This window comes from Streptomyces sp. SP18CS02 (genome assembly GCF_036322365.1).
GTDB lineage: Bacteria > Actinomycetota > Actinomycetes > Streptomycetales > Streptomycetaceae > Streptomyces.
The window spans coordinates 172,744-187,127 of record NZ_JAQYXC010000297.1 but is presented as its reverse complement, the minus strand read 5'-3'; the positions used below and the strand labels follow the sequence as shown (position 1 = coordinate 187,127).

The window sequence follows — 14,384 nt, the reverse complement described above, 5'->3', positions numbered from 1 at the left end:
CGAAGGTGCACGAGCCTGGCGTCATCGTCCTGACGGCCCGTGGGTTCGTCAAGGCGGCCTGCGCGGATGGGAGACTTTGCCGGATCGACAGGTGTACTGGAGGGTGGAGGACCCGATGGACGAGGCGCGGGCTCGGGAGATCCTGGCCGCTGCCGGGCTGGACGGCGGCGCGGCGCTGCTGGCGCTGGGGGAGAACGCGGTCTTCGCCGCCGGAGACCTGGTGGTGAAGGTCGGCCGCGACGCCGAGCTGCTGGAGCGGGCCCGACGGGAGGTGGCCATCGCCTCCTGGCTCGCCGAGTCGGACATCCCGGCCGTGCGGGCCGCGGAGCCCGGGCCCCGGCTGGTGGACGGCCACCCGGTGACCGTGTGGCACCGGCTGCCCGAGGCGGTACGCCCGACGGAGCCCCGGGACCTCGGTCCGCTGCTGCGCCGGGTGCACGCCCTCGGGGAGCCGCCGTTCGCCCTGCCGCGCCGTGAGCTGCTGGGCGGCGTCGAGCGCTGGCTGCGGCTCGCGGGCGACGCGATCGACCCGGCGGACGCGGCGTACCTGCGGGAGCGCAGGGACGGGTTCGCCGAGGCCGCCGCGGCACTCACCCCGCGGCTGACACCCGGACCGATCCACGGCGACGCGCTGCCGCGCAATGTGCACGTCGGTCCGGAAGGCCCGGTCCTGGTCGACCTGGAGACGTTCTCGTCCGACCTGCGCGAGCACGACCTGGTGGTGCTGGCCCTCTCCCGGGACCGTTACGGCCTCGACCCGGCGGCCTACGACGCGTTCACCGAGGCGTACGGCTGGGACGTGCGCGCGTGGGACGGCTGCGCGGTGCTGCGCGGCGCCCGGGAGACGGCCAGCTGTGCCTGGGTGGCCCAGCACGCGCCGGTGAACCCCAAGGCGCTCGCGGAGTTCCGCCGCCGGGTGGCCTCGCTGCGCGAGGGTGACCCGGAAGTTCGCTGGTACCCGTTCTGACCGCACGTTCTGGGATGATGGATCGGCTTTCCGGCGAACTCCTTCCGTAGAACGGGGCCTTGTGATGCGTGTGGAACTCGGCGACGTGACACTCGCCGTCGCGGACAGCGCGGCCGGCGCGGGCGGGGGCCCCGGCGGGGAGGACCGCACGGTACTGCTGGTGCACGGCTTCCCGGACACCCACGCCTGCTGGCGCCATCAGGTGCCCGCGCTGAACGCCGCGGGATACCGCACCATCGCGCCGGATCTCCGCGGTTTCGGCGCCTCCGGCCGGCCGGAGGGCACCGGGGCGTACGGCGTGGACCGTTCGGTCACCGATCTGCTGGAGCTCCTCGACCGACTGGATCTCGCGCGCGTCCATCTGGTCGGGCACGACTGGGGGTCCGGCATCGTCCAGTCGCTGGCCATGACGGCGCCGGACCGGGTGAGGAGCCTGTCCCTGCTGTCGGTCGGCCACCTGGGGGCACTGATGACGGCGGGCTGGGAGCAGCGTCAGCGCTCCTGGTACATCCAGCTGTTCCAGCTGGAGGGGCTCGCCGAGGAGTGGCTGAGCAGGGACGACTTCGCCAACCTCCGGGAGATGCTCACCGAGCATCCCGACCGGGAGGAGGCGGTCTCCCGGATGCGGGAGCCGGGCGCGCTCACCGCCGCTCTCTCGCTGTACCGGACGGGCCTGCCCTCCGAGGTGCTGTTCGGTCCGGAGCTGCCCCTTCCGTCGCTGCCGGGTCCGGTGCTCGGCCTGTGGAGCACGGACGACCGGTTCCTCACCGAGCGGTCGATGACCGGGACGGAGAAGCACGTGGCGGGCTCCTGGCGGTACGAGCGGGTCGAGGGCGGCCACTGGCTCCAGCTGGAGGCCCCCGATCGGGTCAACACCCTGCTGCTCGACTTCCTGGCCGGGACCACCGCGGGCTCCGCGAACGGCTGACCGGGAGCCGCGAACCGCCGGGCGCGCTCCGCGCACGACCGGGCCGGGGCCGGGCCGTCCGGGACGGCGAACCTCAGCCCGCCACCGGGGTGAGATCGCGCACTGGCCAGGCCGGGTCTATGACGGCGTCCGGTGTGCCCTTGCGGCGCAGGAACCCCTGGAAGTCCTCGGCCCAGGCGGCGTACCACTCGACCTGCCGCTCGTGCAGCTCCCCCGGGGTCAGCGCCGCCACCGCGCCGTGCCGCTCGGCTATCGCGCATGCGACCTGGACGGCCGCCAGCGCGTCGGCGGCGGCCTGGTGGGCGCCGTCGAGCACCACGCCGTACTCCGTGCAGACCGCCTCCAGGTTCCGCTTGCCGCGGCGGTAGCGATCGACCGCCCGGTCGATCGTGTACGGGTCGACGACGGGGCCGGTCGGGGCGCCGCCCAGCCGCTCGCTCAGGGCGGGCAGGGCGTGCCGCCGCAACTCGGCGGTCAGCAGCGTCAGGTCGAAGGCGGCGTTGTACGCGACGACCGGCACTCCCCTCGTCCAGTACCCGACGAGGGTGTCGGCGAGCTCGTCGGCGACCTCCCGGGCGGGCCTGCCCTCGGCCGCCGCCCGCTCACTGCTGATGCCGTGGATGGCCGACGCCTGCGCGGGGATCCGGATGCCCGGATCGGCCAGCCAGTCGCGGCGCGCCACCACCCGTCGCGCCCGGACCTCCACGACCGCGGCCGTGACGATCCTCGCTTCGAGCGGCTCCGTGCCCGTCGTCTCCAGATCGAAGCCGACGAGTGTCTCCCCGTGCCAGCTCATGCTGCCCCCTCCTGTGCGGTGCTGTGGTGCTCTCCCCCTTGTGGGTCCTCACCCTGTGGTTCTTCACCCTGCCACGCACCACTGACAACGCCGCCCCGGAGAGTGGGGGCGGCGCCGGGAGGGATCGGTGTCAGGAGACGGGCCGGGAGTCGGCCCACACCGATTCGAACTCCTCGCGGTAGATCTCGAAGAGGCCGTGGTCGCTGTCCGTACCGGAGCGGACCACGGGGCGCCTGCCTCCCCTGAGCACCAGTACCGGTGCCTCCATGCCGCGGGCCCGCCGCAGATAGGACTGGACGACCCCCACCCCGTCGGGGCCGTCCCCGTCCACCAGGTAGGCGGTGAAGCGGGGGGTCTCGTCGAAGACCTGGATCTCGAAGGCGCCGGGGTCGCGGAGCCGGGAGCGCACGCGCCGCATATGGAGGATGTTCATCTCCACCGATCGGCTCAGTTCGCCCTTTTTAATACCGAGTTCCCTTTCGCGCCTTTTGACCGCACTGCTGGCCGGATTGAGGAACAGCAGCCGTATCCGGCAGCCGGACTCGGCGAGCCGCACCAGCCGCCGTCCGGAGAAGTTCTGCACGAGGAGGTTGAGTCCTATGCCGATCGCGTCGAGGCGCCGGGCCCCGCCGAAGAGGTCCTCGGCAGGCAGCTGCCGCTGGAGCCGGACCCGGTCGGGGTGCACGGAGACGACGTCGGCGTACCGGTCGCCGACCAGGTCCTCGACGGCGTCCACCGGCAGCCGGTGCGCGGAGGGCACCCCGGCGCCGCTGCCCAGGATCTCCAGCAGCCGGGCGGAGGCCCGCTCGGACTGGTCGAGGACGGTGCGCGAGAGCGCCCGGTTGCGGGAGACCACGTTGCGCGTGACCTCCAGCTCGTCCAGGGCGAGCTCGACCTCGCGACGGTCGTCGAAGTACGGTTCGAAGCAGGGCCAGTGCTGGACCATCAGCTCGCGCAGCTGCGGCAGCGTGAGGAAGCTCAGCACATTGTCGTCGGCCGGGTCGAGGAGGTAGCCCTTGCGGCGGGAGACCTCGCGGACGGCGACCGCCCGCTGGACCCACTCCTGCCCCGCGGGACCGGCCGCGGCCACCACCCACTCGTCGCCGTGCACCGGCTCGTAGATGGGCCGCAGCACGGCGGCGACCACGGCACGCAGACGCTGTTCGACCAGATTCAGCCAGATGTAGGCCCGGCCCGCCCGCTGGGCGCGTGTGCGCACCTCGCTCCAGGCTTCCGCGCCCCAGTCCAGTTCCGCACCGATCTCCATGGGCCGGGCGAGGGAGACCGCGCCGGGCGGGACATCAGCGGGGTCAGTGGAGTCCCCCTCATGACCTGAGTCACCTGGGGGCAGCTCCAGCCCTCCCGAGCTCACCCGCGCACCGCCTTCAGCTCCTGGACGCCCGTCTTCAACGATCAAGGAAGGGTACTCCGGGAGCGGGAGGCGGTGCAGCCGGATGCACAGGCTGCTTCGCCGACCTGTCCCGTTCCGCCGGGCGTTCCGGGCCCCGGGATCAACCGGAGTGAGCCGATTCATAATGGTTGCGCCGCTCCGCCGGCCGGCCGGCCCGAGCGGCGCACCGGCGGCGCGTCGGCCACGGCGATCCGGGCGACGTCCGTCGACCCGGGGTCGACCCGGGCGACCGGACGCCCCCCGCGGTGTGCTGATCACAGGAGATGCGACCCAGGAGCCGCCGCGCTCCCCGGGCGGGTACGGCCATCCGGCCGGTATTGCCGCACGACGGGGGTAATTTCCGGCCAATCACCCCTCATGAGCCCACAGGAACCGCCGACCATCGCCTTCTCCGGAGGCAGGTGGACTAGCTTGTACACGTTTGCACCTCTATCCCCTGGGGTCACCCGGTAGGACCGATCGACGTCCTAGGAGGGCGCCCCCCTTTCGTGGAGGATCTGGCTCACGTGACCCCCAGCAGCCGGATCAGAAGTGGAAGGGTCTTATCTATGCAGGTCTGGCCGGGACAGGCGTATCCCCTCGGCGCCACGTACGACGGCGCCGGAACCAACTTCGCGGTCTTCTCCGAGGCCGCCGACCGAGTCGAGCTGTGCCTGCTCCATGACGACGGCTCCGAGACCGCGGTGGAGCTGCGCGAGTCCGACGCCTTCGTGCGGCACGCGTACCTGCCCGGTGTGATGCCGGGTCAGCGGTACGGGTTCAGGGTCCACGGACCGTACGCGCCGGAGCGTGGGCAGCGCTGCAACTCCGCGAAGCTCCTCCTGGACCCCTACGCACGGGCGGTCGCCGGCGCGATCGACTGGGGCGAGGCGGTGTACGGCTACCACTTCGGCAAGCCGGATTCCCGCAACGACCTCGACTCGGCGCCGCACACGATGACCTCGGTCGTGGTCAACCCGTACTTCGACTGGGGCGACGACCGTCCCCCGCGCACCGACTACCACCGGACGGTGATCTACGAAGCCCATGTGAAGGGCCTCACCATGCTCCATCCGGCCCTGCCGGAGGAACTGCGCGGTACGTACGCGGGGCTCGCGCACCCCGCCGTCATCGAGCACCTGACCGAACTGGGCGTCACCGCGCTCGAACTGATGCCGGTGCACCAGTTCGTCAACGACCACCGGCTGGTGGACTCGGGGCTGGCCAACTACTGGGGCTACAACACCATCGGCTTCTTCGCCCCCCACAACGCCTACGCCTCCTGGGGCGACCGGGGGCAGCAGGTGCTGGAGTTCAAGTCGGCGGTGCGGGCCCTGCACCAGGCCGGCATCGAGGTCATCCTGGACGTCGTCTACAACCACACGGCGGAGGGCAACCACCTGGGCCCGACGCTCTCCTTCCGGGGCCTGGACAACCCCTCGTACTACCGGCTCGTCGAGGACAACCCCCGGTACTACATGGACACCACCGGCACCGGGAACTCGCTGCTGATGCGCTCGCCGCACGTCCTCCAGCTGATCATGGACTCGCTGCGGTACTGGGTGACCGAGATGCACGTCGACGGCTTCCGCTTCGACCTCGCGGCGACCCTCGCCCGTCAGTTCCACGAGGTGGACCGGCTGTCGTCGTTCTTCGACCTGGTGCAGCAGGATCCGGTGGTGAGCCAGGTGAAGCTGATCGCCGAGCCCTGGGACGTCGGCGAGGGCGGCTACCAGGTGGGCAACTTCCCGCCGCTGTGGACCGAGTGGAACGGTATGTACCGCGACACCGTGAGGGACCTGTGGCGGGGTGAGCCCCGGACGCTGGCCGAGTTCGCCTCGCGGCTGACCGGGTCCTCGGACCTGTACCAGGACGACGGCCGGCGGCCGCTGGCGTCGGTCAACTTCGTGACCTGCCACGACGGCTTCACGCTGCACGACCTCGTCTCGTACAACGACAAGCACAACGACGCGAACGGGGAGAACAACCGGGACGGCGAGAGCCACAACCGGTCCTGGAACTGCGGCGCCGAGGGCGAGACGGAGGACGAGGGGATCCTGGAGCTGCGCGCCCGCCAGACGCGCAACTTCATCGCCACCCTGATGCTCTCGCAAGGGGTGCCGATGCTCAGCCACGGCGACGAGTTCGGGCGCACCCAGGGCGGCAACAACAACGCGTACTGCCAGGACAACGAGGTGGCGTGGGTGCGCTGGCCGGAGCCCGGCTCCGACGACGCCGGATCACTGCTGGAGTTCACCCGCTCGATGGTGTGGCTGCGGCGCGACCACCCCGTGTTCAGGCGCCGCCGCTTCTTCCACGGGCGGCCGGTGGAGGGCACGCACGACGATCTGTCCGACATCGACTGGTTCACCCCGGAAGGGGCGTCGATGACGGCCCGGGACTGGCAGGCCGCGCATGCCAAGGCGATGTCGGTGTTCCTCAACGGCAGCGCGATCTCCGAACCGGGACCGCGCGGGGAACGGATCGCGGACGACTCCTTCCTGCTGATGTTCAACGCGAGCGCGGAGGATCTGGACTTCGTCGTCCCGGTGAACCACGGCCGCCAGTGGCAGGTGGTGGTGGACACGGCCCTGCCGGAGGGCGTGCCGCCCGGGCAGGGCGCGAAGGCCGCGGCGGGTGACCGGCTCACCCTGCCGGGCCGCAGCATGACGGTCCTGCGCCGCCCGGCGTAGGCCGGGGGCGGGCGCGGGCGCCGCCTCGCGTCCGGCGGGCGCGGCACGGCCGGTGCCGGTGCCGGTGCCGGCCGGCGGTGAGGCGGGGCGGGCGGCGGTGGGGCGGGGCGGGCGGCCCCTCTCACCGCCGGAGCCGTCGGAGCCGCCTGTTCCGGCGGTCCGCCGGCAGGCCCGGCTGCTCCGGCGGTGGTGGGTGGACGGAACATGGCGGGAGGCGTAAATCGCATGGAGCAATGACAGAGAGGGCCTCCGAGCGGGTACGTACGTTCGCATGACGCCCAACTCCACCTATCGGCTTCAGATCCAGCCGGAATTCCCCTTCGCGGCCGCCGGGGAAGCGGTGCCGTACCTCGCGTCCCTCGGAGTGTCGCACCTGCATCTGTCGCCGGTGCTGGAGGCCGTCCCCGGCTCGGCGCACGGCTACGACGTCACCGATCACAGCCGGGTGCGCGAGGAGCTGGGCGGCGAGGAGGGCCTGCGGGCGCTGGCCCGCACCGCCCGCGCGCACGGCCTCGGCCTGGTCGTCGACCTGGTGCCCAACCACATGGCCGCCGCGCCCCGGTACAACCGGCCGCTGTGGGAGGTGCTGCGCGAGGGGCCCGATTCGCCGTACGCCCGCTGGTTCGACATCGACTGGGCCGCGGGCGGCGGCAAGGTCCTGCTGCCGGTGCTCGGGGGCCGGATCGGCGAGGAGCTGGACGGGATGCGCGTGGCGGACGGGAAGCTGCTCCACGGGGAGCTGGAGTTCCCGCTGCGGGCCGGGACCGAGGGGCTGCCGCTGCCGGAGCTGCTGGACGCCCAGTGGTACCGGCTGGGCTGGTGGCGGCTGGCCCGCACCGAGCTGAACTACCGCCGCTTCTTCACCATCTCCGACCTGATCGGCGTGCGGGTCGAGGACCCGGAGGTGTTCGCGGCCACCCACGGCAAGATCGTGGAGCTGGTGCGGGACGGGGTGATCGAGGGCCTGCGGATCGATCATCCGGACGGGCTGGCCGACCCCGAGGCGTACCTGCGCGACCTCGACCGGGCGACCGGCGGTACCTGCTGGACCGTCGTGGAGAAGATCCTCACCGGGGACGAGCCGCTGCCCGCGGAGTGGCCCGTGGCGGGCACCACCGGATACGACGCCCTCCGCCGGATCGACGGGCTGTTCGTCGACGAGGAGGGCGCGGCGGAACTGGGCGAGCTCTACCGCCGGTTCGCCGCACCCGCCGGCGACCGGGGCGGCTACTGGGAGGCGACGGCCCGCCGCGCCGCGTACAAGGTGGTGACGCACGAGCTGGCCGCGGAGGTCGCCTTCCTCACCCGGACGGCCGGCAGGATCTGTGCCGGCGACCCCTCGCTGCGGGACCACGCGCCGTGGGCGCTGCGGGCCGCCGTCCGCGAGCTGCTGATCCGCGTGCCGGTGTACCGGCCGTACAGGGTCGGCGCGGAGGAGGTCCTGCACCCCGACGCGGCGCTGCGGGCGAAGGCGACGTTCGCCGTCGAGGAGGAGGCCGCGGCCGTCGATGTCGTACGGGACCTGGCGCTGGGCCGGCTCGGGGACGGACCGGACCGGTCGGCCTTCCGTACGCGCTTCGCCCAGACCTCCTCGGCGCTGCGCGCCAAGTCCGTCGAGGACACCGCGTTCTACCGGTACACGCCGCTGATCTCGGCGAACGAGGTGGGCGGCGATCCGGGGAGGCCCGCCGTGGGCCCGGCGGAGTTCCACGCGTACTGCGCGCGGCTGGCCCGCGACCGGCCCACGACCGGGACGGTGCTGTCCACCCACGACACCAAACGCAGCGCCGATGTGCGCGCCCGGATCGCCGTGCTCTCGGAGTGCCCGCAGCGCTGGGCGAAGCTGCTGGACGACGTCGCCCGGACGCCCGCCCCCGACGGGCAGCTGGCGTGGACCGCGTGGCAGACGGCTTTCGGCTTCGGCTCGCCGTCCGCCGGGCGGCTGGGGCCTGCGCTGCTGAAATCGGTGCGGGAGGCCGGTCTGCACACCAGCTGGACGGAACCGGACCCGGCGTACGAGCGGGCGGTGGCCGCCTTCGTGGACGCGGGACCGGCCGGACCGCCGCAGTACACCGTGGGGCTGCTGGCCCGGGAGCTGGAGCCGTACGTACGGGCCAACGTCCTGGGCGCCGCGCTCGTCCAGCTGACCATGCCGGGGGTGCCCGACCTGTACCAGGGGACGGAGCGCGCGTACCTGGCGCTGGTCGACCCGGACAACCGGGCGCCGTTCCGTCAGGGCCCGCCGGACGAGAAGACCGCGCTCACCACGGCGGCGCTGCGGCTTCGGCGCGCGTGGCCGGAGGTGTTCGGCGCCTCGGGTACGTACGCGCCGCTGGCCGCGAGCGGCCCGGCCGCCGAGCACTGTCTGGCCTTCAGCCGTTCCGGCGAGACCGTCACGGCGGTCACGCGGCTGTCGCTGCGGCTGGCGGAGACGGGCGGCTGGCGCGACACGGGGCTGCCGCTGCCCGAGGGCCGCTGGTTCGACGTGCTGGAGCCGGGCCGGGAGTTCGCGGGCGGGGAGCCGGTGCCGTTGACGGAGCTGTTCGCCGGCCGGCCGGTCGCTCTGCTGAGCCGCCGTCCGGTGCCGGGCGACGGCCCGCAATGAGCGGCCACCCGCACACCGTCGTGCGGTACGGGCCGTGAACGGATCTCCGCCCGGTACGCGGGCGTATCCCTGGGACCCTGACGGAGCGTGAGGGATCAGCGTCGTCCTCGTGGCGTCCCCAGGTCATCGGTGCCCCCTGCCGTCGCGGCCGGGGGCCCACCTTCGGGGCGGCCGTCGTGCCTCGCTCAGGGGGCGGAGAGCCGGAAGGCCATCTGGCCGAAGGCGACCATGTCGCCCGGCTGGACCACGACCGTGCCGGTCACGCGCCGGCCGTTGACGGTGGTGCCGTTGGTCGAGCCGAGGTCGCGCAGGATCCACAGCCCGCCGTCCCGGCTCAGCTCGGCATGGCACCGGGAGACCGTCTCGTGACTGAGCCGCAGGCCGTTGGCCGGGTCGCGGCCTATGCGCAGGACGCGCGGTCCGGGCTCCGGCAGCAGGAGCTTGGGCAGCCGCTCCGCCTGCCACGCCCTGCCCAGCCGTACGGTGAAGGCGGACATCCGCTCGACCGCGCCGAACACCCGCTTCGAGAAGCGGCCCTCGTTGCGCAGGTCGGCGGTGAGCGCGGCCAGCTCGTCGGGCCGCCGGGCGACCAGCGCCAGCTCCATGCGGCGCAGGAAGGTGTCGTGCGACAGCCGGCCCTGGGCCGCGCCCTCCCGGAGCAGTCCGAGCGCACGGTCCCGTTCGGCGTCGGAGAGCCGAGCGGGGTACGTGTGGAACTCGAAGGGGGACGTCACAGACGTGATTGTCGGTCGGGAACGGGCGAGGTGTCCAGACGGGCCGGGCCTGCCTATGCCCCCGCACGCTCCGTGACGCCGAACATCCGGACGAGAGACGACAGTTGACATGGATGCCGGACGGAACCGGGCGGCCCCGCCCTCCGCGCGGGCACCCGCCCCCGCCCCGGCGGGCCGGGGTGCCGGGGGATCGCACCCGGGCGGGCAACCCGGCAAGGGGGCCACCTGGTGTGACGTAGGCCCTCTCCTCGGCCAAGTGCCGTGCTTCCCGTTCTGGATCTTGCCAGGATGGGCCGCGCGGCGGACCGGCGTCGCGGCGGTGACGGGAACGAACGGGAACCGGACCGGGGCCGGGTCCGACGAAGAGGCCGACGACGAGGGGATCGCCAGTGCTGTTCGAGGTGTGGGCACCGAAGGCAACGGAGCGGGTCACGCTGCAACTGGAGGGGGAAGAGCAGCCGTTGGAGCGCGATCCGCTGCGCGAGGGCTGGTGGACGGCGCATAGGGAGGCGGGCGACGGAGCACGGTACGGCTTCGCGCTGGACGGCGGGCCCGTCCTGCCCGATCCGCGCTCGCGCCGCCAGCCGGACGGACCCGACGGGATGAGCGCGGTGGTCGACCACACCGCGTACGACTGGCACCACCGGCCGCCCGCGCGCGGGTTGCGCGGCGCCGTGCTGTACGAACTGCACGTCGGCACCTTCACACCCGAGGGGACCCTCCACGCGGCCGCCGCGCGGCTGGAGCACCTCGCCGGGCTGGGCATCACCCACGTCGAGCTGATGCCGCTCTGCCCGTTCCCCGGTACGCACGGCTGGGGATACGAGGGCGTGTCGCTGTGGGCGGTCCACGAGCCGTACGGCGGCCCGGACGCCCTCAAGCGCTTCGTCGACGCCGCCCACGGTCACGGCCTGGGCGTCGTCCTGGACGTGGTGCACAACCACCTCGGCCCGTCGGGCAATCACCTCCCCGCCTTCGGCCCGTACTTCACCGACACGCACCACACCCCGTGGGGCGCCGCGGTGAACCTGGACGCGCCCGGCTCGGACGAGGTCCGGGCGTATCTGCGGGACAGCGCGCTCGCCTGGCTTCGCGACTACCGGATCGACGGGCTGCGCCTGGACGCGGTGCACGCGCTCGCCGACACCCGGGCGCTGACGTTCCTGGAGGAGCTGTCCGCCGCCGTCGACGAGCTCTCCGCCGAACAGGGGCGTACGCACTTCCTGATCGCGGAGTCCGATCTGGCCGACCCGCGCACGACGACACCCCGCGAGGCGGGCGGTCTCGGTCTGCACGCCCAGTGGAACGACGACTTCCACCACGCCCTGCACACGGCCCTGACCGGCGAGTCGCAGGGCTACTACGCGGACTTCGCCCGCGCCCCGCTCGCCGCCCTCGCCAAGACCCTCAGGCACGTCTTCTTCCACGACGGCACGTATTCGGACTTCCGCGGCCGTACGCACGGCCGCCCCGTGAACCGTACGACGACGGCCGCGCACCGCTTCCTCGGTTACGCCCAGACCCATGACCAGATCGGCAACCGGGCCACGGGCGACCGGCTCTCGGCGACCCTCTCCCCCGGTCTGCTGGCCTGTGCGGCGGCCCTGGTGCTGACCGGGCCGTTCACTCCGATGCTCTTCATGGGCGAGGAGTGGGGCGCCGGCACGCCGTGGCAGTTCTTCACCGACCACACCGACGCGGAGCTGGGCGAGGCGGTGAGCAGGGGGCGGCGCCGGGAGTTCGCGGCACACGGCTGGGCGGAGACCGACGTCCCCGACCCGCAGGACCCGGCGACCCGCGAGCGGTCCTGTCTCGACTGGTCCGAACCCGGCCGCGAGCCGCACTCCCGTCTGCTGGCCTGGCACCGGGAACTGATCGCCCTGCGGGCCGCCCAGCCCGATCTGACCGACCCGGACCTCGCGGCCGTCAGGGTGGCGTACGACGAGGAGGCGCGCTGGCTGGCGTTCCGGCGCGGTGACCTGCGGGTCGCGGTCAACCTCGGGGAAGAGACGGCGGCCATCCCGCTGGGCGGCCGGGGACGGGTCCTGGCCGCCTGGGAGCCGGTCGCGATGCCGGGCGGCGACGGCCTGTTGCTGCTCCCCCCGCAGGCGTGCGTGGTGCTGACCGACCGGTGAGCCCACCGGGGCGCGCCGCCCGCCCCGGGCCGGTGCGTTGCGGGGGGAGCGGGGCGGCGTCCCGCCGGGCGACGGACGGCGCAGGCGCCGGAACCATCCGTCATGGTGAGTGCGCGCGGGAGCGATGGACCGGAGCGGCCCGCGCGCTCAGCATGTTCTGCATGACGACGTACAACGCCCGGATCGCCCTGGTCGGCGACCGCCGCGCCACGGTGCGGTCCCATGCCCGCGTCCCGCTGCTGCTGGACGCGCTGGCGGAACGCGACGGGCTCGTCCTCGACGCGTCCTGGGTCCCGACGGGGGACGCCGTGTCACCGGGCGCGGTGGAGGGCTTCGACGCGGTGTGGGTGCTGCCGGGCGGCCCGTACCGCAGCGAGGACGGCGCGCTGGCCGCGATCCGTACCGCGCGGGAGCGGGAGATCCCCTTCCTGGGGACGTGCTGCGGCTTCCGGCACGCGCTGATGGAGTACGCCCGCGGTGTCTGCGGGGTGTCGTGGCGCGCGTCCGGGGGGCCCGTCCCGGACGCCGGCGCCGACGGGTCGCCGGCGGTGCCTCTCGCCTGTGCGCCGGTGGGGCGCGAGGGGCCGGTGCTGCTGGCGCCCGGGTCGCTGGCCGAGTCGGTGATCGGTACCGGCTCGCCGGTGGAGCGGTTCCAGTGCTCGTACGGCCCGGTGGGCAGGCACCTGGAAACGCTGCGCGCCCACGGGCTGCGCTTCACGGGCGAGGACGACGGCGGGCAGGTGCGGGTGGCGGAACTGCCCGGGCACCCGTTCTTCCTCGCCACCATGTTCCAGCCCGAGTCGGCCGGGGACGGGACCCGTCCGCACCGGATGCTGCGGGCGCTGGCCGCCGCCGCGACGGCGCACGCGGACCGGCGACGGAGCTGACCCCCGCCGTCGCCCCACCGGTCCGCGGGCCTTCGTTCGCAAGCCGTCAGGGGACGGGCACCACCAGGTCGGCGCGGTGCCTGCCGGTCGCGACGAGCCGGGCGTTGGCCTCGTCGGACTCCCTGACCCAGCGTTCGGCGTGCGGCCGGTCCTTGCCGAACCGCACATGGCGCTCGATGAGCCGGTGGACCCTGAGGTGCTCGTCCGGTTCGAGGAACCAGACCTCGTCGAGGAGCGCCCGCACCGACGCCCAGGGCCCGGCGTCGTGGAGCAGGTAGTTCCCCTCGGTGACGACGAGCGGGACGTCGGGGGCGACCGGGATGCTCCCCGCGACCGGTTCCTCCAGGGCGCGGTCGAACGCGGGCGCGTAGACGGTGGTGCCGGGCTCGGCGGCGCGCAGCCGGGCGAGGAGGGCGGCGTAACCGGCGGCGTCGAAGGTGTCGGGGGCGCCCTTGCGGTCGCTGCGGCCCAGGCGGCGCAGCTCGGCGCCGGCCAGATGGAAGCCGTCCATGGGGACCAGGGCGGCGAGGCCGTCGAGCCGGTCGACCAGACGGGCGGCGAGGGTGGACTTGCCCGCGCCGGGGGCTCCGGCGAGGCCCAGGATGCGGCGCGCGCCGGGGACGGCGAGGCGGCGGGCGCGGTCGGTGAGCGCGGCGAGCTGCTGCGGGTCCATAAAGGGCATTGTCCCACCGGGGTCACCGGTGTCACCGGAGCAGCCAGGGCCCGCCAAGGGTCACCGGAGCCGACCCGCGAGGTGGCTTGGCACCCGCAGGTCATACGTATAACGTAAGTCCATGCCTTCCATCGCTCTCACCACCCTCGTCGTCCGTGACTACGACGAGGCCATCGCCTTCTACACCGGCCCGCTGGACTTCGTCCTGGTCGAGGATACCGACCGGGGGGACGGCACGCGCTGGGTGGTCGTCCGGCCGCGCGGCTCCGGGGACGGTACGGGGCTGCTGCTGGCCCGTGCGAAGGGCGGCGGACAGGAGTCGGCCGTGGGCGGTCAGACCGGGGGGCGGGTCGCCTTCTTCCTCCACACCGGGGACTTCGCCGGGGACCACGCCAGGATGCTGGCCGGCGGGGTGAGGTTCCTGGAGGAACCGCGGCACGAGCCGTACGGCACCGTGGCGGTCTTCGAGGACCTGTACGGCAACCGCTGGGACCTGCTCCAGCCCGCCGTCTGAACGGCCGCCCGCCGTACGCCACGCGCGTGCGGAGGCGGAACAACGGACACGGAACACCGGAA

General features: G+C 73.4%; 11 protein-coding genes. 7 read left to right on the top strand and 4 right to left on the bottom strand.

All coding sequences use genetic code 11. The annotated features are described in order from the left end of the window. Positions 1-115 precede the first annotated feature (115 nt). A complete protein-coding gene (locus PUR26_RS29545) occupies positions 116-967 on the top strand; it encodes a phosphotransferase enzyme family protein (protein WP_329877023.1) in 852 nt (283 codons plus the stop codon). Between the two features lie 64 nt (positions 968-1,031). Further along, the gene (locus PUR26_RS29540) at positions 1,032-1,895 is read left to right on the top strand and encodes an alpha/beta fold hydrolase (RefSeq protein ID WP_329877021.1); all 864 of its coding nucleotides are present in this window, start codon (positions 1,032-1,034) and stop codon (positions 1,893-1,895) included. 73 nt (positions 1,896-1,968) lie between these two features. Here PUR26_RS29540 and PUR26_RS29535 read toward each other — a convergent pair whose 3' ends face one another. Both PUR26_RS29535 and PUR26_RS29530 read right to left on the bottom strand, forming a co-directional pair. Continuing rightward, positions 1,969-2,691 (bottom strand): exonuclease domain-containing protein, encoded by a 723-nt coding sequence (locus PUR26_RS29535; protein ID WP_329877019.1) that lies wholly within the window; start codon positions 2,689-2,691, stop codon positions 1,969-1,971. 130 nt (positions 2,692-2,821) lie between these two features. Beyond that, positions 2,822-4,063 carry an SAV2148 family HEPN domain-containing protein gene (locus PUR26_RS29530; protein ID WP_329877017.1) on the bottom strand — a complete coding sequence of 414 codons (1,242 nt, stop codon included), beginning with the start codon at positions 4,061-4,063 and terminating at the stop codon, positions 2,822-2,824. Between the two features lie 587 nt (positions 4,064-4,650). Between PUR26_RS29530 and glgX the strand changes: the two genes are divergently transcribed. Beyond that, positions 4,651-6,774, top strand: a complete 2,124-nt coding sequence (gene glgX, locus PUR26_RS29525) for a glycogen debranching protein GlgX (RefSeq protein WP_329877015.1) — start codon at positions 4,651-4,653, stop codon at positions 6,772-6,774. Positions 6,775-7,045: 271 nt separating this feature from the next. Continuing rightward, positions 7,046-9,379, top strand: a complete 2,334-nt coding sequence (gene treY, locus PUR26_RS29520; RefSeq protein WP_329877013.1) for a malto-oligosyltrehalose synthase — start codon at positions 7,046-7,048, stop codon at positions 9,377-9,379. 185 nt (positions 9,380-9,564) lie between these two features. Here the strand turns inward: treY and PUR26_RS29515 are convergent, their stop codons facing one another. After that, entirely contained in the window at positions 9,565-10,113 is a 549-nt protein-coding gene (locus tag PUR26_RS29515) for a DUF1707 and FHA domain-containing protein (RefSeq protein ID WP_329877011.1), read from the bottom strand. 389 nt (positions 10,114-10,502) lie between these two features. Between PUR26_RS29515 and treZ the strand changes: the two genes are divergently transcribed. Both treZ and PUR26_RS29505 read left to right on the top strand, forming a co-directional pair. Next, on the top strand, positions 10,503-12,248 hold the full coding sequence (treZ, locus tag PUR26_RS29510) for a malto-oligosyltrehalose trehalohydrolase (RefSeq protein WP_329877009.1): 1,746 nt from the start codon (positions 10,503-10,505) through the stop codon (positions 12,246-12,248). Between the two features lie 161 nt (positions 12,249-12,409). Further along, positions 12,410-13,135 carry a glutamine amidotransferase-related protein gene (locus PUR26_RS29505; RefSeq protein ID WP_329877007.1) on the top strand — a complete coding sequence of 242 codons (726 nt, stop codon included), beginning with the start codon at positions 12,410-12,412 and terminating at the stop codon, positions 13,133-13,135. Between the two features lie 46 nt (positions 13,136-13,181). On the opposite strand, the gene PUR26_RS29500 is transcribed toward PUR26_RS29505, so the two are convergent. After that, positions 13,182-13,808 carry a nucleoside/nucleotide kinase family protein gene (locus PUR26_RS29500; RefSeq protein WP_329877005.1) on the bottom strand — a complete coding sequence of 209 codons (627 nt, stop codon included), beginning with the start codon at positions 13,806-13,808 and terminating at the stop codon, positions 13,182-13,184. A 121-nt stretch (positions 13,809-13,929) separates the two neighbouring features. Here PUR26_RS29500 and PUR26_RS29495 point away from each other — a divergent pair, with 121 nt between their 5' ends. Beyond that, positions 13,930-14,322 (top strand): VOC family protein, encoded by a 393-nt coding sequence (locus PUR26_RS29495; protein WP_329877003.1) that lies wholly within the window; start codon positions 13,930-13,932, stop codon positions 14,320-14,322. The last annotated feature ends 62 nt before the right edge of the window (positions 14,323-14,384 follow it).

Bases quoted from the DNA above. Each gene is read 5' to 3' on its own strand.
- PUR26_RS29545 (WP_329877023.1), top strand. From the start codon at position 116: ATGGACGAGGCGCGGGCTCGGGAGATCCTGGCCGCTGCCGGGCTGGAC.
- PUR26_RS29540 (WP_329877021.1), top strand. From the start codon at position 1,032: ATGCGTGTGGAACTCGGCGACGTGACACTCGCCGTCGCGGACAGCGCG.
- PUR26_RS29535 (WP_329877019.1), bottom strand. From the start codon at position 2,691: ATGAGCTGGCACGGGGAGACACTCGTCGGCTTCGATCTGGAGACGACG.
- glgX (WP_329877015.1), top strand. From the start codon at position 4,651: ATGCAGGTCTGGCCGGGACAGGCGTATCCCCTCGGCGCCACGTACGAC.
- treY (WP_329877013.1), top strand. From the start codon at position 7,046: ATGACGCCCAACTCCACCTATCGGCTTCAGATCCAGCCGGAATTCCCC.
- PUR26_RS29505 (WP_329877007.1), top strand. From the start codon at position 12,410: ATGACGACGTACAACGCCCGGATCGCCCTGGTCGGCGACCGCCGCGCC.
- PUR26_RS29500 (WP_329877005.1), bottom strand. From the start codon at position 13,808: ATGGACCCGCAGCAGCTCGCCGCGCTCACCGACCGCGCCCGCCGCCTC.
- PUR26_RS29495 (WP_329877003.1), top strand. From the start codon at position 13,930: ATGCCTTCCATCGCTCTCACCACCCTCGTCGTCCGTGACTACGACGAG.